The following is a 24,407-nucleotide window of genomic DNA, read 5'->3' as shown; positions in this document are numbered from 1 at the left end:
CTTGGGGCCGCTACAGCTTTCCGCCTTCGATAACCAGTTCGTCGGCCGTCACCTGGTCGCCATACACCGGCTTCAGAGTCTTTTCGAAATCCTTATGGAAAAACTCTTCCTTGCCCAGCTCGACCAAGTTTTCGTTAATCCAGTTGAGCAGCGTGTCATTGCCCTTCGCAACAGCACCCGCGATGGTGTCCACATCGCCGAGATCCTTGATCGGCACACTAAACCCATCGGTCTTCGCTGCCCACGCCAACGCCTCAGTATTATCGGTCACCCAGAGGTCACCGCGGCCGTCGATAAGCGCGTTCGTTGCCTCGGTGTACTGCTCATACTTCTGCAGCTTTACCTCGGGATGATTCTTCTCAAGATAAGCCTCGGCGGTAGTGCCCTTCACCACGATCACCGTCTTATCGGCCAACTCCTTCACGTCCTTGACCTGCGCGTTATCAGGGGTGACCACGCCAAGGGACACCTTCATGTACGGATTAGCAAAATCCACCTTCTCCTTGCGCTCCGGAGTCACCGTGAAATTGGCCAAAATCAGGTCGACCTTGCCGGTATCCACAAACTCCACGCGGGAAGCCGCCTCGACCGGGGTGTACTCCACCTCCACGCCGAGATCCTTGGCTAGGCGATTGCCGTACTCGATATCGTAACCAGCGTATTCGCCATTGGAATCGACGTAGCCGAACGGCGCTTTATCACCAAACACGCCAATCCGGATCTTGCCGTCCTGCTTAATCTGATCCAGCGTGCGGAACGAGCCCGCACTAGCCGAAGAACCCTCGGTGGTCGAAGATGCATTCGGGCTCCCCGCCTCGGTGCCGCAAGCGCTTAACGCAAACATACTTGCAATGGCAAGCAGAGCTATAAACAGCACTGAGATTCGGGAACTGTGGCGGGGACGTGCGCCAAACATGTGGGATCCACCCTTCTAGATAGAAACTTTCATCGCGTTAAGACCGCTTCGTCCAGTAATACTAAACCGATCTGTCTAGTTTTGCTAGGCAGGGGCGTGCGCCGTGAATGAAATCTTGTTGCGGTGGCGATTTCTTTGGCGGGCGCGCAGCTTGGGGTGGCGAATCTAGGACATACGAGCGTGAATATGGCTCCATCGCGGGCGGCGTGCGTGGCAGAAGCCCGCCAATGGCCAAAAATAAATAGGTCGCCCACTTCACATGAAGTTTTTTACACACGAACCCGGATTTAAGTGTAATTTTCATCGCCTGGGGCCGCCCAGGGCCGCCGGTGCGATATTTTTTACACAGATTTTGGGATTTTGATGTAAAAAATATCGGTAGACACCGTTCAACTCAATAGGTAGCCTACAACTAATTGGCGGCCTGTGGCAATTATGGGGTATTAAGACATACCGCGACGCCTAACAGGCCCTTAAACGCAAAGTTTCTACGGTGTGCAACCAATTAAACTTTGTGCACAATCGCACGCCGCCTAGCCAACTCCCATCCCCGACCGGCTAACCCACCCAAATCCAACCCACCCGAGCCCAACCCAGCCTGCCCCCGAACAGGCCGAGGCCATTTCGGGATTACAGTTCGTCGAGTTCCTTGCGCTGCGGGATCACCGTCGGCCGAGCGCCGGCGATTTCCTCCACGATGCGGATCACCTGGTTGGAGTAACCGAACTCATTGTCGTACCAAACGTAAAGCACAAGATGTTTCCCTTGGGCGATGGTTGCCAGGCCGTCGACAATGCCGGCGCGCGTGGTGCCAACGAAGTCGGTGGAAACCACCTCCGGGGAATGGATGTAGTCGATCTGCTGCCGCAGCACGGAGTTCAGCGAGACTTCACGCAGGTAGGCATTCACCTCGTCGCGCGTGACTTCCTTTTCTAAGGTGAGGTTCAGCACCGCCATGGACACATCCGGGGTGGGCACGCGGATGGCATTGCCGGTGAGCTTACCTTCGAACTCGGGCAGCGCCTTCGAAACTGCTTTCGCCGCGCCGGTCTCGGTGATCACCATGTTCAGCGTGGCCGCCCGGCCGCGCCGCTGACCCTTGTGGAAGTTATCGATCAGGTTCTGGTCATTGGTAAAGGAGTGCACGGTTTCCACATGCCCGAATTCCACACCCCACCGATCGTTCACGGCCTTCAGCACCGGCGTGATTGCATTCGTGGTGCACGAGGCTGCGCTCAAGATTTGGTCGCTATCCTCGATCACCCCGTGGTTGATCCCATACACGATGTTCTTCAAGTCGCCCTTACCCGGTGCGGTGAGCAGCACTTTGGCCACGCCCTTGGACTTCAGGTGCTGTTCCAGCCCGGCGCGATCGCGCCACCGGCCCGTGTTGTCCACCACGATTGCGTTGTCGATTCCGTATGCGGTGTAGTCCACCGTCGCCGGATCGGAGGAGTAGATCACCTGAATGGGTGTTCCATTGGCCCAGATAGTATCGTTCTCACGATCGACACTGATGGTGCCCCGGAACGCGCCGTGCACGGAGTCGCGCCGCAGCAGCGAGGCGCGCTTCACAATGTCATCGTCGCTGTTCTTGCGCACCACCACGGCACGCAACCGACACCCGGTGTCCACGGACTGGTGTTCGATAAGAATGCGGGCAAGCAGACGTCCGATTCGGCCGAAGCCATAAAGCACCACATCGGTGCGCTTCGTTTCGCTCGCCGTGCCGATTACCGCCGCCAGTTCGCGGTCAAGGAATGCGCGCAGGTCGCCGCCTTCCTCATCGAAGCGCGCCGCCAGCTGGCCCAGGTCGATCGAGGCCGTCCCCAGTTCCATTTTGACCAGTTCCTGCAGGATAGGCAGGGTTTTTGCTAGTGGCAGCTCCTGATCGGTGATGCGCCGCGCGTATCGGTGCGACTTAATCACGTCGATGTCGGTGCAATTCACCAGCAGCCGACCATACACGGAGGTGACCACGTTGTTGTCGCGGTGCAGCTTGCCAATCAGCGGGATCATTTGCTCGGCAAGGGCGATCCGCTCATTCCAATCGTTGGTTACCGGGGTAGTCATGGGTAAGGATTCCTCCGTATAAGAGTGGGTGATTTTCGTGCCGATCATCAACGGCCCACAGATAAAATTACCCACCTCACATTGGTTTCGCTGAACTTTGCCACCCCCGATATCATTCCCCCAGCACAGGCCGGAAATGGCAGCATAATCAGCAAAAGAACCCACCCCAACGGGGGTAATCTACACCTCCGACGATTGTGACTCGGACCCGCCCATGATGCGTGCCACGATTTCCGCGGCCGGCGCCTGCACGATCCGCCCGACACCGGTGCCCGCCCAGGTGGCTGCGTATTCCGGTGCCGCCGCCCGCAGTGGCCCCATCATCGCATTTACGTGCGGATACACAGCCGGCGCATCGACATTATCCGCAAGGAATTTCGTCTCTACACCGCGCGCCACACGACCCGAATATGCGCGCGTAGTGGCGGTCTTTCGCGCCCGCTTTAGCGCCTCCCGTTGCACCGCACCCGTCCCCGCCTCGTCCGCCAAGAGAAACGCGGTCCCGCACGCTATGGCACGCACCCCGGGCCAGCTCAAGGGTTCCGCATCCATGATCCCACCGGCGGCCACGAGCGATAGCCCCGACAATTCCGCGATCATGTCGCGTAGTGGCATTTCAGAGGGGGTTTCGGCCACGGTCAGTGTGGCTCTGTGTCCGCCCGCCTCGGGCCCTTGCACAACAAGCGTATCGACGCCCCGACCCACAGCCTCCCGCGCCGCCGCCACGCTTGCAACGCTCGCCCATACCTCGATTCCCGCCTCCTGCAAGCGCCGAATCTCCGCGACACTCGGCAGCCCAAAGGTCACGGATACCACCGCCGGGCCCCACCCATCGCGAGCGGCTTCGCACACTAGGTCCAATTTCTCGGCCCAGCCGTCGGTCGGATCAACCGTTCGATAATCCCCTGGCCCCACACCGGCCTTTTCGAACTCCTCTGCAAGCCGCTGCGCATATTCCGCCACCGGCCCCAAATCCTCCGGCTCCGCCTGCGGCGCGAATAGGTTCACCCCATACCACCGCCCAACCGCACGCATTTTCGCCTCTAGTTGTGTCGAACTGAGGTACCCCGCCGCCAAGAATCCAAACCCACCGGCCGCCGCCACGGCAGCCACCAGCTCGGGCGTTGAAGGCCCACCCGCCATCGGGGCCGCAATAACCGGCACCGTCATCTCATCTAATACGCCCATACCCCATGGGTATACCAAAATTGCTGGCAAAGCATTTGGTGTTTTCCCTCCGTGTTGTTTTCTCGCCTATTGTTACAAGGAATTGTCATGGAAGGAAGCTCATGTCCACTCTTGCTGCTGAGGCGAATCGTCGCCGTACGTTTGCTGTGATCGCTCACCCGGACGCCGGTAAGTCCACCCTGACGGAGGCTCTGGCGTTGCATGCGCATGTGATTGCGGAGGCGGGCGCGGTGCACGGCAAGGCGGGCCGCAAGGCCACGGTGTCGGACTGGATGGAGATGGAGAAGGATCGCGGCATTTCCATCGCCTCCTCCGCGCTTCAGTTCGAGTACGCCCCGGAGGGACATACGGGCGAACCGTTTATGATTAACCTGGTGGATACGCCAGGCCACGCGGATTTTTCGGAGGATACCTACCGCGTGCTTACCGCCGTGGACGCCGCTGTCATGCTTATCGACGGCGCGAAGGGCCTAGAGCCGCAGACGCTCAAGCTTTTCCGCGTTTGTAAGGCCCGCGGCCTGCCCATCATCACGGTGGTGAACAAGTGGGATCGCCCCGGCAAGGCCCCATTAGAACTTGTTGACGAGATCGTGCAGGAGATCGGATTGCAGCCGACCCCGCTGTTTTGGCCGGTCGGCGAGGCGGGCGATTTCCGCGGGTTGGCGCGCCTGAATTCCGAGGGCGAGGCGGCGGAGTATATCCATTTCATCCGGACCGCGGGCGGTTCGACCATTGCCCCGGAGGAGCATTATTCGCCCGAAGAGGCGTTGGAAAAGGAGGATGGCGCGTGGGAAATCGCGGTGGAAGAGGCCGAATTATTGGCCGCCGACGGCGCGTTGCACGATCAGGACCTGTTTTTGGAGTGCACCACCTCGCCGCTGATTTTCGCCTCGGCGATGCTGAATTTCGGGGTGCACCAGATTCTGGATACCCTGTGCTCCCTGGCCCCCGCACCGGCCGAACGTGCGAGCGATGCGTCGGTGGTCGCGGCGTCGACAAGCGCTATCGATGAGGTGCGCACGCCGCTAGACGAATTTTCGGGCGTGGTGTTTAAGGTGCAGGCGGGCATGGATAAGAATCATCGAGATTCGCTCGCGTTTATGCGCATCGTGTCCGGCGAATTCGACCGCGGCATGCAGGTGACACACGCGCAATCCGGACGTACGTTCTCCACGAAATATGCGCTGACGGTATTCGGTCGGACGCGTTCCACCGTGGAAACCGCCTACCCTGGGGACATCGTCGGCCTTGTCAATGCGGGCTCGCTGGCGCCCGGCGACACCATCTACGCGGGCAAAAAGGTGCAGTTTACGCCGATGCCGCAATTCGCGCCGGAGCATTTCCGCACGCTGCGCGCCAAGAGCCTGGGCAAGTACAAGCAATTCCGCAAGGCGCTGGATCAGCTCGCGGCGGAAGGCGTGGTGCAGATCCTAAAAAACGATGCCCGTGGCGACGCCGCGCCCGTGATGGCGGCCGTCGGACCCATGCAATTTGAGGTCATGACGGCCCGCATGGACAACGAATACAATGTCGAAACTGTGGCCGAACCAGTGCCTTATTCGGTGGCCCGTCGGACCACCGCCGCCACCGCGCCCGAGCTGGCCAAGCAGCGCGGCGTGGAGATTTTCACCCGCACCGATGGCGAACTCATTGCGCTCTTTGGCGATAAGTGGCGCTTGCAATTTATCGAAAAGGAGCACCCGGAGTTTGAGCTCGAGCCGCTGGTCGCGGACTAGCCTTGCGGGGTTCGAACCTATAGGCGGCTGTCCAACCAGCGTCCGAGGTCTTCGAACACCTCGTCGCGGTTGGTTTCGTTGAAGATCTCGTGCCGGGCGTCCGGGTACACGTGCGTGACCACGTCGAGCCCGCGGCGGCGATAGGCAGCGGCGACCTCATTGACCGCGTCCATGCCGCCGACCGGGTCAAGCTCGCCGGCTGCGATATAAAGCGGCAATACGTGCGGAAGATCAAACATCTTCTCGACATTTTTTACGGCGCCGATAAAGTCCGCAAAGAACCGGTTCGTGGCGGTAAAACCGCAATCCGGATCGGCCATATACTTATCCACTTCGGCGGCATCGCGGCTCAGCCAATCAAAATCCGTGCGCCCCTCAAAGCCCTTGTTATAGCCCGCAAACACCAAGCTTTGCAGCAATTTGCCGGGGTCTTGCGGGGACTTCAAACTCAGCAGATTCGCAAGGTTGAGCCCCACCTGCCCGGCGAATCCGGACCACGTCCCGGTGCCGATAATCGCCGCGCCGCGCAGCTCCTCGCCATACCTGTACACGTATTCCCGGGCGAGGAAACTGCCCATCGAATGCCCCACCAGAAACTGCGGAACCCCCGGGTATTCCTGGGCCGCCAACTGCCCTACGCTGCGGATATCCTGGATCACGGCATTCCAGCCATCCTGATCCGCGAAGTAGCCGCGGGGCACGCCGGTGGTATCGCCGTGGCCGCGGTGATCGTGCGCAAACACGGCGTATCCGCGCTCGTTGAGGTAGCGCGCCAGCGGTTCGTACCTACGTCCGTGTTCCACCATTCCGTGGGCGATTCGCACCACACCGCGCGGCTGTTCCACGGGCCAGTGGTACACGCACAATTCGACATCGCCCGAGGGTAGTTTGGTTGTTTTCATGGATCCTCCTCTATCACATGTGCCACCAGCCTACAGATGCTCAGCCGGCTAAAGCATTTCTTATTATGCTGAGGCCGTACACACGATCTACGGTGTGCAATTGTGTTTGACATTGCTGCCCTGGTTACGGGTTTTACCGCGACCTTCGTCCTCATTGCCACCATAGGCGCGCAATCCGCTTTTGTGTTGCGCCAAGGTATTCTCCGCGAGCACGCCATCCGCGCCGCCATCGTATGTTTGCTTATCGACGTCGTGTTTATCGCCATTGGCGTCGCCGGTATAGGTTTGCTCATCGACCGCATTCCTTGGGCTCTTTCGGCCCTGCGTATTTTGGGTGCGGGCTACCTTATGTATCTGGTGTGGACTTCGCTGAAACGCATTCGCGAGCCCGAAACCCTCGACGCGGTCGTTGCCGGGGAACGCCGCGATAGCAGCGCGGTCACCCGGGACCTGGTGGGCATTACGCTGTTAAACGCACAAATGTACGTTGATCTCGTGCTGATCGCCGCGCTCGCAGGTGCGTTCGGTAGCGTGGGGCGTTGGTGGTATTACCTGGGGGCCATCGGCGCCAGCGCCACCTGGTTCCTTGGCCTCGCGCTCTTGGGTGCCCTGCTGGCCCCGCTGTTCCGCTCGCGCCGCGCCTGGCAGGTATTGGAATCCGGAACCGCCGCCGTGATGCTCGCGGTGGCCTGGCACCTGGTCAGCCCCTTGGTGCACTAGCGTGACATAGCCCAGTGGCCCGGCGCTTTGCTATTTTTGGGTTCATGTTCGACGCACGCACCAAAATCTCCGCAAAACAACCCGGCAACCTGGGGATTTTAGCCACGTGGGGGCTGCCGCACACCATTGTCACGGATCCCCATGGCACCCCGGTGGCGGCCCTGATTACGGAGGGCAACCTGGCGGAGCTCTACCCAAAGTTCCTGCAGGATTTTCATATCACGGGGTTGTGGCCGGTGCACACCAATGACCTGGACAGACCCTGGTTATCCAGGGAGTTTCTACTTGGCCCGTACGCACCGACGCCGCCGCCGTTTCGTGGCCGATATCGGGCCAGACCCGCGGGCGACACCCCGGAGGTGTTATTGTGCCCGAGCCTGGCCCCACCCACGGCGATCGTGCTGGTCCCCGCTCGGCGCCCCGCCGATGTGCCGGCACTGCTCGGTTGGACCGGCTCCGGCGCACTGACCGGCAACGATATTGCGGGGTGTTTGCGCAGCTGGGAGGACCGGTACGGCGCGGTCCTTATGAATATGGGCAGCGATAACCTCGGGTTGCTGGTCACCACACCCCCACAAACCCCCGAACAATTGCGCGAAGTGGCGGAGGAAATCCATATCGTATGCCCCGGGATAGTCTCCCAGCACCCCGCCGTCGGCGAGCCTGGGCACACGGCGATAGCGCTGCTCCAAACCCTGATTGAAGATTCGAACACCTGGTACTTCTGGTGGGACTGACACTCACCTGCCGCGCTAACCAGCCAAAACGGCGAGCGCTACGATAAGAAGCCCGGGAGCAGCAATCCCTGCGCACAGCGCCCATGCACTTGGCCGCGCAAAATTCAGTATCATATTTCCGGCCGCATCATCGACGATCATGCGGGGGTCTTGGGGATCCCAATACCACGGGCCGCGGAATTTCGAGGGATCATAGTGCTCCGGCGGTGCTATCGCATCGACGTGTTTCCGTACCTGACTTGCCATGCGTACCATCCAAATCACAAGCAACAATACCAACAGCAAAAATATCCATATATCAACAGGACCGCTGTTTCCCGAATTCGCCCACAGTACTAAGGCCCCAACAAGAACAATCAAGGCGGTACAAGCGCGATTGGTCACCTGCCGCGTATGTAAAGACAAAAGGCGAGCACGTTCACTATCTTGAGATGATGACGTAACTAATTGCACAAAAAACTGCGTCAGCAAAATGGTCCCGGGCCCTAAGAGAATTAGGCCAAAATACGTGGTAGGGGCCTTTTTGGCAAAATTATCTGGAACCCCAGCCGCGTTCCAATGTGTGGGCATTGGGTCCGGAATAGATGGGTACATAGCCCAGGCTATGCCGAACACTACGGCAATGGCACATAGAGATCCCATTAGCCAACGCGAAGAATTATCTACAGTAGGTTGCGCCATATTCATAATGTTTCCGAGTAGTATGGATAGCTGTGCAGCATTCAAATCCAACAAACATCACAGAAGTAGCCCAGGACGGCCTCATCGCACAGGCAGGCACGGACCACGCCTTTATTCAATTTATCGGACAACGCCGCAGCGCCGACTTTGATGCGGACGGTGCCGCGACGGGCGTCGCGGAAGCCACTCACCGGGTCCGGTATTTTGGCACCGGACCCGAACTTATCCTACCGGCCAAGCAGATAGCCACGGTCAGGGATGGCACCTGGACCTGGGAGGATCCATTAGCCGCCGAATTCGGAGAAGAGTTCGAAATCCCCGAATTTACCGGTTCGCAACCAGATTCGTTGGTGTTAGAACAGGCTGCACGAACGATTCACAATAATGCGCCCTTGGTGCGGGCGCCGCGCGCGGATCATTCCACCGATATCCTTATTATCTTGAGCGATCTCCCCGTCGCCGAAACCCAGACATGTTTGCGCGCCGCGATCCCGCTACTCACGCCGGATGTGGATATTCAACGCGCCCTGACCGGCTTCGCGGGGATGCGCGGGCTGCCCATTTCCATTACGGAGTGGGACGCTGAGCTCGCCGGCGTCAAACTCATTATTCGCAACGGTGTTCTTATCGACGTCGTCTCTGAAATCAGCATCGACGATGTCCGCGCCGACGCGATCTTCCTATCCGCCGAACACCAGTTCCGGGCCCATTCGCTCTTCCCGCAATGCCAGGGCGAGCTTAACCCAGACGGCAATTCCGCGGTGCTGCGCGCGGCCGATAACACCACATTGATGGTCAAGGCCATCCCGATCGCCGTGATGTCGGATTCGCAATGGACGTGGGCCTGGGCCGATCCAATTAGCAATAACAACCCGGCCAGCCAGCGGCTGCGGGATTTCGGCGCGCGCCACGGCATCCCCGCCCTGGTGCAGCCGCGATTGCCCATCGAGCTTGCTTGGCAGCTGAATTTGCCGGAGGTGTCCAAGCCGATCCTGAACACCTGGGTGCATATCGTGGTCCCTCACGGACCAAACAGATGGGCGATGGTCTTAGTGTCCGCTCCGGCGCTGGAGCTACCACCCCCGACAAAGGCCAGCATCGAGGGTGTGCTGCGCACCCAGATCGACCCGGTTTTGGATCGCACGCGCTGCGCCACGGCGTATGCGTCTGCGCGCGGCCTGCCCCAGACCACGAACGATTTCAAGGTAATTTTCCACACCCCCGATGCCGACGTGGAGTGGAGCCGATACTAGACTAAAAGCCGCGTTCTCAGGGCGGGGTGAAATTCCCCACCGGCGGTAATGCCCTTCCAGGCGAGCCCGCGAGCGCCACCCGCTGTGGGTGGGTCTAGCAGATTGTGGTGCGATTCCACAGCCGACGGTGATAGTCCGGATGAAAGAGAACTTTGGCAGGGTGCGTGCTGCGCCGTGCCTTCGAGTTTTTAGCCCCGAGGATTTCTCTGTTCGTTTCTTCCTCATGCAAGGAGATTCCTCCCAGTGAATCCTTTTACCCAGCTTATCGACGCCACGCTCCTCATCGGCGGCGTCCCCATACTGTGGCGCGAAATCATCGGCAATGTGTTCGGACTCGCATCCGCCATTGGCGGCATGAAACGCGTGGTGTGGGCGTGGCCGATCGGCATTGTTGGCAACCTGTTGCTATTTACCGTCTTTTTGGGCGGCGTGTTCCACACCCCGCAGAACCTCGATCTTTACGGCCAGGCGGGCCGCCAAGTGATGTTCCTAATCGTAAGTTTGTACGGTTGGGTCACGTGGGCCGCCGCCAAGCAACGCGGGGTGCGGGAATCCACCGAGACCAACCCGTCGCGCTCGATTATCAGCGAGCCGAAGGAGGATTCCGCCGCCGTGCAGCCGCATTGGGCGACGCCCCGCGAGCGCATGGCCATGCTCGCCTTCGCCGTGGCCAGCACCTTGGGTTGTGCCTGGGTGTTCGCCGCCCTTGGCTCGTGGGGCCCGCTTGCAGACGCCTGGATTTTCACCGGTTCGATCCTGGCCACCTACGGCATGGCCCGCGGCTGGACCGAATTCTGGCTGATTTGGATCGCCGTGGATATCGTCGGCGTCCCGCTGCTGCTATCCGCGGGCTATTACCCCTCCGCCATGCTGTACGTCATCTATGGGGCCTTTGTGATCTGGGGTTTTACCGTGTGGCTGCGGGTGCAACGCCGCCAACGGCAGGCGGCACCCGAACCACGCCAAGAGCATTGCGCGGTAGCCTAGCTCAGCAAATCCCGGTAGTGCGTCGCATCGATCCCGTCGAATGTGGCCGGGCTAAAGGTAGCGTCCCTGGTTTTATCCACCAGCACGGCCCGCACCCCTTCCGCGAAGTTGGGCTCGCGGCGCAGCGCGGCACCGATCACGAACTCATTGTCTAGGCCCTTGCGCACCGTGGGGGCCTGCAGGTTCGCTGCGAACAATTCCACTGCGGCAACTACGGAGGACGGGTTCGCATCCTTCATCAGCTCGCGGACGCGGGCGACGAACTCACGGTTTGCATGTGCCTCGAGGGCGTCGTCAATCTCCGCCCAGGTGTGGAAACCGAAACACGCCTCGATATCTTCGCTGAAGGTTGCCAGTTCGGAATCCTCTTCGACGGCGGTGGTGTAGCGTTCCAGCGCCTCGTCGAGGGATTCGGCAACCGCCATATCAATAAACGCTTGCACATCGGAGCTTTCGATATAGTCGGTGGCCATGCCGGACCAGATCATATCCGCTGGCGTGAGCCGCCACCCCGTCACCCCGAGGAACGTGGCCAACGCCGAACTGGGTTTGCCAGACGCACCAACCATCCGCTGCATCATCCAGGTGACCCCCACGTCCGGCACAAAGCCAATCACCATTTCCGGCATCGCCGCGTATGCACGTTCGGTGATCACGCGGTGTGAACCGTGCAGCGAAACTCCCAATCCCCCGCCCATAGCCACGCCGTCGATAACCGCGACATAGGGTTTCGGGAAGTTCGCTATGTCATCGTTCATCTCATATTCGGCGTTAAAGAACTGGTCCCCGGCGTCGTGGTTGCCGTCCAACGCATCCTCACGCACCGTTCGAACATCTCCCCCGGCGCAGAACGCACGATCGGATGCGGAATACACGATCACGCGGTGCACCGATTCATCGTCGATCCAGCGGTCCAAAGCCACCGTAATAATGTCAACCATTTCCCGGTTCAGCGAGTTCAGCGCCCGCGGCCGATTCAGCTCCAACATGCCCGTGGAGTTCCGAACAAAAGCGTTGACAAGGTTTTCAGTTGGTCGATTGCTCATGGGCCCAGTGTCCCACAACACACCAGAGCCCGCTACTGGGTTCACCTCACAACTATGTTCGGCTACCCCCTCGCGGGCTAGGCATCACCAACGATCAAACATCATTTCTTTTTGGTTTTCTTGGCCTTCTTGCCCTTCTCCTTACCCTTGCCCGCAGCGTCCGGATCCACCAAATGCTCGGCCACATCAGGCACGTAGCGGAAATCCGAGCGTGGGGGGCGTTCATAATCGTGGCTGGACTTCGGGCGCTCCGGGATTTCGGGCAGCGGGCGGTCGATCTTCTCGTACGGAATCGTGGACAGCAGGTGGCTGATCACATTGATGCGCGACCGCTTTTTATCCTCGGATTCCACCGTGTACCACGGCGAAGATGGAATGTCTGTATGAATAAACATCTCATCTTTTGCCCGCGAATAATCCTCCCACCGGGTAATGGATTGCAGGTCCATCGGGGATAGCTTCCAACGGCGCAGCGGATCCTGCAGGCGCGAATGGAAGCGACGCACCTGCTCCTCATCCGACACGGAGAACCAGTATTTGCGCAGCAGGATCCCGTCTTCGGCCAACAAGCGCTCAAAGATCGGCGCCTGGTGCAGGAAGCGACGGTACTCCTGCGAGGTACAGAAGCCCATCACGCGTTCCACACCGGCGCGGTTGTACCACGAACGGTCAAAGATCACGATCTCGCCGGCCGTGGGCAGCTTTTCCACATAGCGCTGGAAATACCACTGGCCCCGCTCCCGCGACGTCGGCGCCGGCAGCGCCTCAATGCGGCAGGTCCGCGGGTTGAGGTATTGGGTAATCCGCTTGATGGCGGATCCTTTGCCCGCAGCATCGCGGCCTTCCATAACCACAACGATTCGGGCGCCCGTTTCCACCACCCATTGCTGCATCTCCACCAGCTCGGCCTGCAGGCGTTTCAGCTCGGCCTCATAGGCGGTCTTGGAGAGTTTCGGCAGCTTATTAGAGTCCTTTTTACCCATACCGCCAAGCCTACTATTGTTCCCAGGTCACTCCACCCGGAATTCCGCCATGCGGTCCCACTCCACCTTCCCCGGGATCAGCGTATTGATAATCGTCGGGGTCTCCACCAAAAGTTTCGGCATATCAATGCACGCCTGTTTGAAGTGCTCGGACCCCACGTGGGCCTCCGCGGCGTCGTCAGCGAAACCCTCCACCAGAATGAACACATCGTCTTCCTCGGTGGACCGGTACCAGTCAAAGAACAAGCACCCCTCCTCCGCGCGGGTCGCCTGCGTGAACGCATCCACCTCCTGACGGAAGCTGGCAACGAATTCGGGGCGCACATGGAACTTCACATTGATCAGAATCATGCACCTCAGCCTACCCAAACCCGCGCCAACGCTAACCTTCGATGAGCGCGCGACTAATGCGACGTCGAAACTCTGTGTGACGCGGCGGGAGCTGTAAACCGACCGGGCGCAGGGCCTCCGCATCCCACGCGAGGTTATACAGCAGCCGCGCTGTGTAATTGGTCACCAGCCCTCTATCCAGCAAAAACGAGACGCATGCCTGGTAGCTCGCCGCCCACTGGTGCACGCACATTACGTCCTCAAAAAACGCGTCCCGCACCTCCTGCAGGGTATCGGTCACATCTTCGGTATGCGTGATGCGATAACGGTGCGCCAAATGCCGATCCGTCACCACCACACCGCCCAAATGCGCGGCCACAAATTGCTCCACGGACCCAGTCAGCCCCAGCAGCGCGCCCGTATGCGCGGATTCCGTGGTCCACCGCGGCAACTTACCGCCAGCCCGCGCCGCCTGCCGAAACCTATTCACAATGCCCAATCGAGACACGCTCGAAGGCACCGCCAGACATAAAAACCCCACCACATAACCCGATTCCGCGAACCGCTGCGCCTCCGTCAAAATCGTCTCTGGGCTTGCGAACGTATTTTCAATAATCACATTGCAGCGGTGGGAACGCGCGCTCGCAATAATATTATTGCACCACGCGCCGACCGGCCCATTGGTCAGCACATCAAAACGCAGCGGCGCCACCCGGGCAATCTCCACGATCGCCGGGTGCAACTGCCGCAGGATATCCGAATCCACCACCACCGCACCGCCCAACGCCCGGCGATAATGCTCCACCAGCATGCTTTTCCCGGACCCGGGTTGACCGCCGATAAACACCACGTTCGGGTGCGCCACGGGTGGCTGGTTATGCACGAAGTGACGTATCAGCCGCTCACCAATACGAACCATGTCCGATTCGGCTACTGGAAAGTCCGCCGCCGTCAATTCGTTAACGGGTTTCGCCACCACCCAGTCCCCCGATCGCGGCTAATTCGTCGATGGCGGTGCGTGCCACCCCAAGCAGGCCTTCCACATTGGTCAGGTCAACGCTGCGGTGCATGTGCTCTAGCTGCGCCAAGCGCATTTCGCATTGTTTTTCCGCCTCCGGATGTTCGGCATAGAGTAGCCGACGCAGATAGGCGGCTTTGAGCGTGGACACCGCATCGTGCATGGCATCGTAGGCTGCGTATGCGTCGATGCCTGGCGACGCCAAAGCAAATACTTCTAATGCGTCGCTTGGGTAAGATTTTTGCAATATTTGGGGCATTCTATCCCTCCCCGCAGGTGAGGTTACATCGAGCGAGTACGGCAGGTCATTGTCTCCGCACAGGCTACCAACTCCCCGCGGAGTATTCCACCCTTGCTCGCGCTGGCCACGCCCACTTTATAACGCCGCAGCACTCCCCCTACACCACGCTTATCGACGCCCCGTCACCCCCACCGTCCGCACTTACATTGCGCACATCTCGTTTCTATTTTCGACGCCCGGTGCGAGCGCAATACGCCACCCAGTCTGCGGGTTTCCGGCGGCTGCAATGGGCTCAATTGAGCCAAAACGGCCACGCAACACCAGCACCAAACGCCCCTGCCACCCCATGAAATACCCCATAACTACCCCCGCCGTAAAACCCTGTGCGGCGCGGGCGCGCGCCATCTATTGCAATCGGGTAACAATCCGATTACCCCGCCCCCATTGTGCAAAGGGGGCCCGTATTTCCCCGGCGGAAGTACCGTCATTTTTATACCTTTTAGAGTTTTCCGGGCCGCATTTGCTTAATCCGTTTCCGAGGCCAGAGAGTTGAGCACCGTCTATATTTAGATAATGGAACTCGCATGAGGTTGAAACGATTAAGTATGCGGCCATACATTACTTTCGTTCACCTATTGCCGCTCTTGCGATACCTTGGTCAACGGTCAAGCCGCACAAACCCTACAATTTCGCACCCGCAGGATATATAACTAACCAATGCGGCAGGAATTAAGGGCGCTAAAACAATCACTTATGCAGCCCAAAGGGAGCCCTTGACTGTCGCCTCGCGCCACCCGACCCCCAACTTGGCCGTCAGTTACGCCGATCAGTGCCAAATAAAACCGTGCCGTACTGGACTTTTCCCCCGAGAAGCTGGAGCACCGAGCGGCGCTCAATGCTGAGATTGCGATAAGCAAAACCGTAGAAGTTTATCGATGTGACTTATGGTCAGAATGAATGCAATATTTGGTTTCGCCTTGCACTGCCGGAAGTTGATGCTACAATGACAACCGAGCAACGGGCTTCACCGCCTCGCTTATGCTATTTCCACTTCAACCAATAAGGAGACTTCTAGCAATGTCTTTGCCTAGCTTCTACTTCTTCTCCGAGCTCTTCGACATCCTCGAGCGCTTCGACCTCCTCAAGGAGTTCTTCGAGGCCCTGTAAAGAGCCCCTCGCCCGCTAGCCGGGCGAAATGCCACAAACTCTAACGCAACCCTACCATCGGACGTGTTAGAGTTTTTGCTATTCTGCATAAAAGCATACGTGATTGATTTCCGATAACTTGACCCAAATTCTGTTATTAATCACATGGATTGGTAACCCTGTTACCCAGAGTTTACCGATTCGACTTCTATGCTATACTCACCTTCGGGCGCAGGCCCAACAGCGCCTTTCGTTTTGTATCTTCACCTTACAGGAGCGTAAGCTATGTCTCTTTCCTATGATTTCTTCGATTTCTGGTCCTTCCTCGCATGGTGGGACACCTTCGAGTTCGAGATCGGCTAGTAGCATTTCGGGTACTCAATCCCTCTCTACTAGCAGAAGCCCTAATACCCTCTAACTGCACGTTCGCAGGGGATCGGTGTTAGGGCTTTCGCATGCCCTAGGCCCGTTTCCGCTCGCCGAGCTACCACCTTGAACGCGGTGTGTTGGTTCGGCGGTGGTGTTTGGCTTGGCGGGCGCGTTTCTGTAGTTTCGCCAGTTGGCAGGGTGGTTTGGCCCATGATGGCCTGGGTGGTGTGTAGTCTGTGGGTGGTTCTTGGGGCCATTGGTCGTCTGGTGGGGGTTCGGGGTGTGGTGCTTCGGGTAGGGGCGGCAGTTCGGTGGGAATATTGGCAACCAGCCGGTGGCGGGCGAGGTAGCGGGCGCGTTGCCGGTTGCGGTAGTTGATTAAGGTGGTGCCCCACCGGCCGAAATCTTCTCGGATCGGCGGCTGCTGGTAGTCCTCCTCGGTTTTCGTCGGCTGTTCATGGCGGGTGGTAATCCCTGCGGGGCAGCCCACCACATGGCCGGCAAGCACCCCCTGCGGAATCGTGGTAATCGTCGCACCGGTGGCAAACCGCCACGTGACATTACCGTAAGTATCGGTAGTGGCGGTGGCGTGCCGGTCGGTTTTGAAATTATGGTGATGCCGACACAAACACTGCAGATTCGAGGCGGTGGTCCACCCACCGACCTCATGGTTGATCACATGATCAATGTCACAAAAAGTCGCGTCCATGGTGCAGTCCGGGAACCGGCAGATCCCATCCCGGCCCATGATCAACAAGCGTTGCTCCTCGGTGGGATCATGCGCAGCCCGCAGCACCTCCGCCACATCACCAATATTGGTGTAGGCAATATCCCGGCCACTGATACGATCGCGTTGTTCCCCGGTGAGCAATCCCACCCCATGCACCCGCTCCGGGACCACCTTCGTGGCCTCGGTGAGGGTACCAAGGCCAAACAGGTGGACCGTACACCCGGCATCCCGCTGCTGCCCACTACCGCAAATACGATTCGTGATGATCTCATCTTCCCGCAGGTTCAGTTTTTTCGCCCCCGCGGCCAGGCGTTGTTTGATCTCATGGGCTTCATCACTAGGTAGGGTCACATTGAGCACACTGACCCCAGCATGCGGGCTTTCCCATAATTCCACCCCACACATCGCCGTAATCCGGGCGGCCATCGCCTCCTCGGTCAACGCCTCCTCCGGCGGGGTTTCCTCCACAATGCGTAACCGGATCAAGGTATCGCGCAGCACCTGCCGGATCCGGCGTGTACTCGGCAACGGCTGATTCGCCCTCGTTGGGGTAAACAACCCCACCAACACAGTATCAAGATCACGCCACACATACCCCGGGGCATCCAAAGACACCGTCACCAAGGCAAACCAAATCGTCCGCAACCGCTCATAATTCAAATAATTATGCTCCAGCGCGTGCGCCTTCAACCCCGGCAGGCGCTCATGCAGCAGGAAACACCCACCCACAATGTTATACATCCGCGCCTCAGAATACGTACCACTATGCACCGCGAATTCCTTCACCAACGCGCGGATATTCAACCGGTGCACATCCAACCCAAAGGTCGCCAACAACCAATTATGTAAAAACACCCGATTGGCCTCCAACTCGGCGGCACCAATGAAATTCTGCGGATCATCCACCACAAACCCCACCACCGAATCCACCGGATCCACCTGTTGCGTCGTCATCGCCGCGTCACCTCCCGAAACCCTTCCCGAACATGTACTGTATAGCCCTAATTCTACCCGGCCCGCACACCCGCTACCAGCACCGCAACCAGGCACAACACCTTGGCCACAACCGGAAAACCACCCCCACCACACCCCTTCTGACCAGGCAAAACAACACCCGAACCCATAGTGGGCAACACAACACTTGCCCACACCCAAACCATGATGTAGCACACCCACCACACCCACAAGCACCCGCCACACGCCCCCACACCCACAAACAGCACACTAGGGACCAAAAACCATCAAACAACACGCTGAAGCCCCCAGCAGAAAACACTATGAGCTTGCCCACAAAACAGAATACACACGCAGGGGTGAATGAAACCACCCGCAACAGCAACAACCCGGCGAACCGCCGTAACACTGGCCAGCCTGGGTCCTCCCGACTTTCACAACTGTTATTGACCCTCTTTGATCGAAATTCTTTGACCTGGGGCTTCGGGTGGTGTTTTTGGAATCGGGGGACTAATAGGGGTTGCTAGGGTTAGCGGGTGGCTTCGATCAAGTACGCGCGGACTGCCTCTGGGGCAATTAGTGTCCAAGTGGTGCGTAAAAGTCGAGGCGCAACAGAGGTACTCAAGCATGTAGGGTCCGCACGAACAGAAGCTGAACTTGCCTCGTTAACAGATCAAGCCCGGGCGTTTATGGGCACTGATCAGCAATTATCCCTTGATTTAGGGGTGGGCCTAGCGTGGTGGCGACCCCAGCGCTGACCTTGTGGCAGGTACTGGCCCGAGTGTATGACGATCTGGGTTTATCTGTCATCGATGACGCGACATTTCAAGCCATAGTTCTTGCCCGAGTCGTGAAGCCAACAGCCAAGAGCAAAGTACCGTGACACCTCATCGCCACCTATGGAGCAATCGTGTTCTGCCACCACTTTGCTCCACGTGACGCCGCACAGCCGTGGGACGTCGACGACATCGGCGTCGTTATGCACGCAGACTTCGGCGGCCCCACGGCTTCCGTAATTCTCCTCACATCCAGCTAGGGCCTCGGGCCAATGCTCGGAAAAGTGTTTTACACAGCAGCGAAAGCAACAATTGCGAGTGTCACTGTAACCTCACGGAGTTTGATTGCATCCAACCTGCAATAGGCTAGCAGCGTAGCCATAACACGAATTCGAAAGAGGTGGCACAATGACCAGACTAAGGTTCACGGCAATCACTGTGATGAGCTTCATCACGCTCACTGCTTGCAGCTTGCAGGGCAGCAATAGCCCAGAAAGCTCGGATACCTCGATGCCAACCATCACCTCAGGTACGAAATCTGGAGTTCCGAATGGGCAATTTGATACTGGGGAATTTAAAGCCACTACTACCGAAACTCACCAAACAGACCGCCATACGTCTCGTTACGTTGAGTCTTTTGTCTTGGCTGAATACTTGCCGCTACCCTTTGAGATAGATGGAAAACTTACCGAGTCCAGAGGCGCCGTAAATGTAATCACTCCTGAAAGTCTTAGGTATGATTTGTCTCGTGAACAAATCGAGGTTATGGGAAAGAATCCACCACTATATGGATTCTTAAATGCTGCCGCATCTTCAAATGATGATTCTAAAGCGCCTCAGGTGGCAATAAGTCACATGGTTCTTCGCTTTAATGATCCAGAAACTGCGCTCAAGGCTGCGCAAGCACAACACGAACTACTTATCACTAAGGGTATTCCACGGTCAGAAGAAAGCCTGCCTACACCGCATAATACAACGCAGATTGACGGGATGCCGGAATCACTCGTTTCAATTACTCAAAACGGTGACAAAGTTGTCTCATTTACCCCTCACCAGGAATATATCATTTACACGTACGCTTTAACGTCAAGCGATAATTCCGACTGGGCGTTCGATTACGTAAAGAAGGCTCTAGCTGCACAGACCCCATTACTAGAACAATTCCCTTCAGTGAAAACTGAGGCCGGATACGGCAAAACCGATGAACTTCCTAGTATTGACCCCGGCAATGTACTTACCTATGCCGTTCCGTATCTTGAGGACGTCCCAGATACGTGGGCCCCTGGATCCTTTGGCCCCCGCGGAATTGCGTCACAATTTTCCGAACCCCAAGTCATGTACAACTCATTAATAGAGAATGGTATCGAGCATATTGGTGTGCAACATTCATATGTATTCCACGCAAAGAGCGAATCTGGAGCACGGGCATTCCGCGATACCTTTGTCGATTCAAATCTCCGTCAGGGCGGAAAGAAGTACGACGAACCCCAAGACGTACCCGATACCACCTGCACCGCAACGCCATTCGCTTCGGGCATTCGATACGACTGCTTAGTCGTTCACGGCAATTACGTCGGATATACCACCAATAGTTCTGAAACTTCACAAGCAAACGATGAAGAAACCAAGAGGAGGGTTTCCCAAAAGACCGCAGCACAGTATCTAATTTTTAAGCAAAATATATCACTCCCACACAAGCGCTAAGTCATGCCCGTCACCCGTAAGGTGATGTTGATCCGGCCCGCCTCCAGCCCACAGCCTGCGGGCGCCGTATTCGGAAAGGTCTTGATCACCCCGTGATAGGCGAGCCGCGATGGCCCGCCAAAAATAAACAAATCTCCCGAAGCGAGCTCAAGGTCCTGATACGGCTTGTTCCTGTGCTCGGTATTGCCAAAGCGAAACTGGCACGTATCTCCAATGGACAAGGACACCACGGGTTCCCGCGCCAGCTCGTCTTTGTCTTGGTGCATGCCCATCCGAGCTGAGCCATCGTAGTAATTTACCAGGGCCGCATCTGGGTTATAGCCTTCCGCGGCTTTGGCATCTCCCGTAGCGGCCAAGATCGCGCGGCGGCCCAAGCGAACCATCCAATCGGGAAACTCAAGCACCCGGTTGCCGTTTACGTCCACAGCCAGCCGCGTGTATTCATAAGGCCGCCAATGCCAGCCTAAACACACGGTAGTAACGCTCATTTCATGGCCCCGAATTTTCGCCGCTCGCAGCGGCACCGGCCCGTTCGCCCATTCGTGGAATCGGCGCACCAACCAGCGCTGTTGCTCCAGCGTCAACCATCCGGGAACGTGATATGCCCCAGCGGGCAACGGCGCATGAAACAAACCTGTCACTGCTGTTCCAAATCCAGCAACGTTTGTTTCACGCTCAGCCCACCGCCGTAGCCTCCCAGGCCTCCATCCGAACGGACCACACGATGGCAGGGCACAATGATTGGCAGCGGATTCGTGGCGCAGGCGCTTCCCACCGCGCGCACGGCCTTGGGGTTTCCCACCCCACGGGCCACGTCACCATAGGACTGCGTGCTGCCATAGGGAATGCTCGAAAGGTACCGCTGCACCGTGTTACGAAACCCTGTGGAAAGCGAAAAGTCCTGCGGAACCTCGAACTCCCGCCGCTGGCCCGCAAAATATTCCGATACTTCGCGTACCGCCGTTTCGAGCTGTGCGGTCGGCTCCGCCACGCACGGCCCGACCCGCTCACCAAGATCTTCGATAACCTGCGCAAAACCATCGCCCTCAAAGGCGACGCGAACCACCCCGCGCTCGGTGGTGGCAAGCAGCAGCTGCCCGATCGGGGTATCCACAATCTGGTAGGCAACCTGTGTCATGATCATCCCTCCGCATGTTCCGCTAGCTTTCCAATTGCTCCGCAAGCTCCATCCATTGCAGCTCGTAAGCCTCGATATCTTCGCGGATCAGGGAGCTTTCGGTAGTAAGTTCGGTCAAGGCCGCAACGTCGGTGGCGTTGGCCGCCATGCGCTCGTGCAATTCGGCGATCTGATCGCGGAGCTTTTCCATCTTGCGCTCCAGCGACTTCATTTCTTTTTCCAAGCGCCGCCGCGTCGCGGAATCCACCTTCGGCACCGCAACCACCTCCGTAGCTTTGGGCCCCCCAAGATCTACCACGGCGCGCCGCTGGCCGCCAGAAAGCTCGGCGCGGCGGCGCAGGTATTCATCGATCCCACCCGGCAGGTTGGTCAGTTTACCGTCCCCAAACAGCGCCCAGGTGGAGTCGCACACGCGCTCGATCAGATAGCGGTCATGGGAAATCACAACCAACGTGCCCGGCCACGAATCCAATAGGGATTCCAATTCCTGCAGGGTGTCTATATCGAGGTCATTGGTGGGTTCGTCGAGCAATAGCACATTTGGCTCGGCCATTAGCACGCGGGTGAGCTGCAGGCGGCGGCGCTCCCCACCGGACAGGTCTCGCACGGGTGTGCGTTGGCGTTTGGCGGAGAAACCGAGGCGTTCCGCGAGCTGGGAGGCGGATAGTTCCTTCTTACCAAAGTGCACATAATGAGCCACCGATTCCACGGCTTCCAGCAGCCTCATATCGGGGTCAAGGTCATCGAGCTCCTGGCGCAACCAACCCAACACTACGGTTTTGCCTTCGATGCGACGGCCCGCCGCAAGGGGGTGTTCCCCGGCGAGGGTGCGCAGCAGGGTGGTTTTGCCGGAGCCGTTGACGCCAACCAATCCGATGCGTTCCCCGGGGGCCAGCCGCCACGTAAGATCGCTCACAAGTTCGCGCCCGTCGGGGGTTTCTATGGTGGCGTCTTCTAGCTCGATCACCACCTTGCCCTGCCTGCGTTTAGAAAATGCGAGCAATTCCACGGTGTCACGCGCGGCGGGCACGTTTGCGATCAGCGCCTCCGCCGCCTCGATCCGGTACCGGGGTTTGGAGGTTCGGGCGGGCGCCCCTCTGCGCAACCAGGCGAGCTCTTTGCGCGCTAAGTTTCGACGCCGCTGTTCCGCCGCGTCCGACTGCCGAGCACGCTCGGCGCGTGCGAACGTCCAATCGTTATAGCCGCCTTCGAACACATCTACGTTTCCATCGTGCACCTCCCACGTGCGCGTGACCACGGTGTCCAAGAACCAGCGGTCGTGGGTGACCACGATCAATGCGGCCTTGTGCGCAAGCAGGTATTCCGCCAGCCATTGCACGCCCTCCACATCGAGGTGGTTCGTCGGCTCGTCGAGGATCAGCACGTCAAGGTCCTGCACCAATGCGGCGGCGAGGTTGATGCGGCGGCGTTCCCCACCGGATAGCTGGCCGACCGACGTATCCAGGCCGAGATCCACGATGCCCAGCCCGCCGAGCACCTCGCGCACCTTGGGATTCGACGCCCATTCGAACGTTTCCACGCCAAGCGGCTTCAGGACCACATCAGCGACCGTAGCCGCAGGATCCAGCTCCGCGGCCTGCGTCACCACCGCCATGCGCAGATCCTTCACGTGGGACACCCGCCCCGCATCCGGCTTTTCGACGCCCGCGAGCACCTTCAACAGCGTAGTTTTCCCGCCCCCATTCAGCCCGACGACCCCAATCCGATCGCCTGTTTGCACGCCGAGACTGACATCATCCAAAAGTGTTTTCAAGCCGAAAGACTTCGAAACATGTTCCAGGTTCATTAAGTTAGCCATGTCTATCCCTTAATATATGCGCCCGCGGCGGGCCCAGTGGCGGTGGTCACAGCCGAAGTTACCCCATCATCGATCAGCGCGTCGGCCACCTCCGCGGCCGCCGCCGCATCGGCGCACAGGAAGGCGCACGTCGGGCCGGAACCGGAAACGATCCCCGCCAAGGCACCGGCACGCTTCCCGGCATCCAAGGTGCGCCGCAGGGCGGGAAGCAAGCTGGTCGCGGGGGCCTGCAGATCGTTCACCAGGGCGTCCGCAACCTCCGCGACATCGCCCCGTGCCAATGCGGCCAGGATCCGTTCCGTGCCGCCCGCCCGCGGCAATTCGCGTTCCGCGCGCATCTGATCGAGCTTGCTAAACACCACCGGCGTGGACAATCCCTTGGAATTCAATGCCAGCACCCAATGATAGGTCCCCCGAGACAGCACCGGCACCAATTGCTCGCCCCTGCCGGTGCCCAGCATCGTGCCGCCAACCAGGGTAAACGGAACATCCGAACCCAACCTGCAGGCGAGCTCGCGAAGCGCCGCCGCACCCAAACCGCCATATGCGGGAGCGAGCACGGCCTCCGCCGCCAGCAAGGCTGCGGCCGCATCGGCGGAACCACCCGCCATCCCACCAGCCACGGGAATACCTTTGCGGATGCCCACATCCACCACCGGCAACTCCCGATGCCCGCGGTCCCGATACGCGCCAACCACCAAATCCACGGCCCGCCAAGCCAGGTTCGTATTATCGGTGGGCACCCCACCGCCACCACCCACCCCCCGCACCGCCAGCGAGGACACCCCGCCGACCCCGGTATCCACCACGGTGACCGAAACCTCATCGTGTACCGATAAGGATTGGAACACGCTCACCAATTCGTGGTAGCCATCGGGGCGGACATCACCAACCCCGAGGTGCAAATTCACCTTCCCGTGCGCCACCGCGTCCACATGTTCTAAAAAATCCACCACGAAG

At 58.8% G+C, this 24,407-nt stretch carries 22 protein-coding genes, 1 pseudogene and 1 riboswitch; of the genes and pseudogenes, 7 read left to right on the top strand and 16 right to left on the bottom strand.

Features of this window, described 5'->3' with window-relative positions:
• Positions 1–10 precede the first annotated feature (10 nt).
• From CCANI_RS04370 to CCANI_RS04360, 3 genes are all read right to left on the bottom strand, one after another.
• Complete coding sequence (locus CCANI_RS04370; protein ID WP_246118259.1) at positions 11–844, bottom strand: cysteine ABC transporter substrate-binding protein; 834 nt, start codon at positions 842–844, stop codon at positions 11–13.
• A 702-nt stretch (positions 845–1,546) separates the two neighbouring features.
• On the bottom strand, positions 1,547–2,989 hold the full coding sequence (locus CCANI_RS04365) for a glyceraldehyde-3-phosphate dehydrogenase (RefSeq protein WP_146324916.1): 1,443 nt from the start codon (positions 2,987–2,989) through the stop codon (positions 1,547–1,549).
• A gap of 180 nt (positions 2,990–3,169) precedes the next feature.
• Complete coding sequence (locus tag CCANI_RS04360; protein ID WP_146324914.1) at positions 3,170–4,177, bottom strand: nitronate monooxygenase; 1,008 nt, start codon at positions 4,175–4,177, stop codon at positions 3,170–3,172.
• 101 nt (positions 4,178–4,278) lie between these two features.
• Here CCANI_RS04360 and CCANI_RS04355 point away from each other — a divergent pair, with 101 nt between their 5' ends.
• The gene (locus CCANI_RS04355) at positions 4,279–5,913 is read left to right on the top strand and encodes a peptide chain release factor 3 (RefSeq protein WP_146324912.1); all 1,635 of its coding nucleotides are present in this window, start codon (positions 4,279–4,281) and stop codon (positions 5,911–5,913) included.
• A 17-nt stretch (positions 5,914–5,930) separates the two neighbouring features.
• On the opposite strand, the gene CCANI_RS04350 is transcribed toward CCANI_RS04355, so the two are convergent.
• Positions 5,931–6,815 carry an alpha/beta hydrolase gene (locus CCANI_RS04350; RefSeq protein WP_146324911.1) on the bottom strand — a complete coding sequence of 295 codons (885 nt, stop codon included), beginning with the start codon at positions 6,813–6,815 and terminating at the stop codon, positions 5,931–5,933.
• A gap of 102 nt (positions 6,816–6,917) precedes the next feature.
• Here CCANI_RS04350 and CCANI_RS04345 point away from each other — a divergent pair, with 102 nt between their 5' ends.
• A complete protein-coding gene (locus tag CCANI_RS04345; RefSeq protein ID WP_186750321.1) occupies positions 6,918–7,535 on the top strand; it encodes a LysE/ArgO family amino acid transporter in 618 nt (205 codons plus the stop codon).
• 44 nt (positions 7,536–7,579) lie between these two features.
• Positions 7,580–8,272 (top strand): DUF4253 domain-containing protein, encoded by a 693-nt coding sequence (locus tag CCANI_RS04340; RefSeq protein WP_146324907.1) that lies wholly within the window; start codon positions 7,580–7,582, stop codon positions 8,270–8,272.
• A gap of 15 nt (positions 8,273–8,287) precedes the next feature.
• Here the strand turns inward: CCANI_RS04340 and CCANI_RS04335 are convergent, their stop codons facing one another.
• Together CCANI_RS04335 and CCANI_RS13570 are read right to left on the bottom strand one after the other, a co-directional pair.
• Positions 8,288–8,518: a hypothetical protein gene (locus CCANI_RS04335; protein WP_246118258.1), complete on the bottom strand. Its 231-nt coding sequence runs from the start codon at positions 8,516–8,518 to the stop codon at positions 8,288–8,290.
• Between the two features lie 255 nt (positions 8,519–8,773).
• A pseudogene (locus CCANI_RS13570) lies at positions 8,774–8,914 on the bottom strand (DUF1648 domain-containing protein); the annotation flags it as partial.
• 71 nt (positions 8,915–8,985) lie between these two features.
• On the opposite strand from CCANI_RS13570, the gene CCANI_RS04330 reads away from it, so the two are divergent.
• Together CCANI_RS04330 and CCANI_RS04325 are read left to right on the top strand one after the other, a co-directional pair.
• Positions 8,986–10,206 (top strand): DUF6882 domain-containing protein, encoded by a 1,221-nt coding sequence (locus CCANI_RS04330; RefSeq protein WP_146324903.1) that lies wholly within the window; start codon positions 8,986–8,988, stop codon positions 10,204–10,206.
• Between the two features lie 8 nt (positions 10,207–10,214).
• A riboswitch (FMN riboswitch) is annotated at positions 10,215–10,361 on the top strand.
• Positions 10,362–10,449: 88 nt separating this feature from the next.
• A complete protein-coding gene (locus CCANI_RS04325) occupies positions 10,450–11,193 on the top strand; it encodes a nicotinamide mononucleotide transporter family protein (protein ID WP_146324902.1) in 744 nt (247 codons plus the stop codon).
• Here the strand turns inward: CCANI_RS04325 and CCANI_RS04320 are convergent.
• The 6 genes from CCANI_RS04320 to CCANI_RS04295 all read right to left on the bottom strand — a co-directional run bounded on the left by CCANI_RS04320 (position 11,190) and on the right by CCANI_RS04295 (position 18,010).
• Positions 11,190–12,239, bottom strand: a complete 1,050-nt coding sequence (locus tag CCANI_RS04320) for an enoyl-CoA hydratase/isomerase family protein (protein WP_146324900.1) — start codon at positions 12,237–12,239, stop codon at positions 11,190–11,192. The genes CCANI_RS04325 and CCANI_RS04320 overlap by 4 nt on opposite strands.
• A gap of 101 nt (positions 12,240–12,340) precedes the next feature.
• Positions 12,341–13,222, bottom strand: a complete 882-nt coding sequence (gene ppk2 / locus CCANI_RS04315) for a polyphosphate kinase 2 (RefSeq protein ID WP_146324899.1) — start codon at positions 13,220–13,222, stop codon at positions 12,341–12,343.
• A gap of 27 nt (positions 13,223–13,249) precedes the next feature.
• Positions 13,250–13,573: a putative quinol monooxygenase gene (locus tag CCANI_RS04310; protein WP_146324897.1), complete on the bottom strand. Its 324-nt coding sequence runs from the start codon at positions 13,571–13,573 to the stop codon at positions 13,250–13,252.
• A gap of 31 nt (positions 13,574–13,604) precedes the next feature.
• Positions 13,605–14,471: a zeta toxin family protein gene (locus CCANI_RS04305; protein WP_146324896.1), complete on the bottom strand. Its 867-nt coding sequence runs from the start codon at positions 14,469–14,471 to the stop codon at positions 13,605–13,607.
• A gap of 40 nt (positions 14,472–14,511) precedes the next feature.
• Complete coding sequence (locus CCANI_RS04300; protein ID WP_146324894.1) at positions 14,512–14,817, bottom strand: hypothetical protein; 306 nt, start codon at positions 14,815–14,817, stop codon at positions 14,512–14,514.
• Positions 14,818–16,441: 1,624 nt separating this feature from the next.
• Positions 16,442–18,010 carry an HNH endonuclease signature motif containing protein gene (locus tag CCANI_RS04295; protein WP_146324892.1) on the bottom strand — a complete coding sequence of 523 codons (1,569 nt, stop codon included), beginning with the start codon at positions 18,008–18,010 and terminating at the stop codon, positions 16,442–16,444.
• Positions 18,011–18,920: 910 nt separating this feature from the next.
• Here CCANI_RS04295 and CCANI_RS04290 point away from each other — a divergent pair.
• Both CCANI_RS04290 and CCANI_RS04285 read left to right on the top strand, forming a co-directional pair.
• Positions 18,921–19,046 (top strand): hypothetical protein, encoded by a 126-nt coding sequence (locus CCANI_RS04290; protein ID WP_281285004.1) that lies wholly within the window; start codon positions 18,921–18,923, stop codon positions 19,044–19,046.
• Positions 19,047–19,227: 181 nt separating this feature from the next.
• Entirely contained in the window at positions 19,228–20,490 is a 1,263-nt protein-coding gene (locus CCANI_RS04285; protein WP_425457354.1) for a DUF7373 family lipoprotein, read from the top strand.
• Here the strand turns inward: CCANI_RS04285 and CCANI_RS04280 are convergent.
• Genes CCANI_RS04280 through CCANI_RS04265 form a run of 4 tightly spaced genes read right to left on the bottom strand, consistent with a single transcriptional unit; the run spans position 20,487 to position 24,403 of the window.
• Positions 20,487–21,131 (bottom strand): alpha-ketoglutarate-dependent dioxygenase AlkB family protein, encoded by a 645-nt coding sequence (locus tag CCANI_RS04280; RefSeq protein ID WP_146324889.1) that lies wholly within the window; start codon positions 21,129–21,131, stop codon positions 20,487–20,489. The genes CCANI_RS04285 and CCANI_RS04280 overlap by 4 nt on opposite strands.
• Positions 21,128–21,628, bottom strand: coding sequence for a methylated-DNA--[protein]-cysteine S-methyltransferase (locus tag CCANI_RS04275; RefSeq protein ID WP_246118257.1), 501 nt, complete (start codon positions 21,626–21,628; stop codon positions 21,128–21,130). Before CCANI_RS04275 ends, CCANI_RS04280 begins: the two co-directional genes overlap by 4 nt.
• 22 nt (positions 21,629–21,650) lie before the next feature.
• Positions 21,651–23,447 carry an ABC-F family ATP-binding cassette domain-containing protein gene (locus tag CCANI_RS04270; protein ID WP_146324886.1) on the bottom strand — a complete coding sequence of 599 codons (1,797 nt, stop codon included), beginning with the start codon at positions 23,445–23,447 and terminating at the stop codon, positions 21,651–21,653.
• Positions 23,448–23,449: 2 nt separating this feature from the next.
• Positions 23,450–24,403, bottom strand: a complete 954-nt coding sequence (locus CCANI_RS04265) for a 4-(cytidine 5'-diphospho)-2-C-methyl-D-erythritol kinase (RefSeq protein ID WP_146324884.1) — start codon at positions 24,401–24,403, stop codon at positions 23,450–23,452.
• Positions 24,404–24,407 lie beyond the last annotated feature (4 nt).

This window comes from Corynebacterium canis (genome assembly GCF_030408595.1).
In the GTDB taxonomy this organism is placed as follows: Bacteria; Actinomycetota; Actinomycetes; order Mycobacteriales; family Mycobacteriaceae; genus Corynebacterium; species Corynebacterium canis.
The sequence above is the reverse complement of the archived record's forward strand: the minus strand, read 5'-3'. Positions and strand labels throughout refer to the sequence as shown.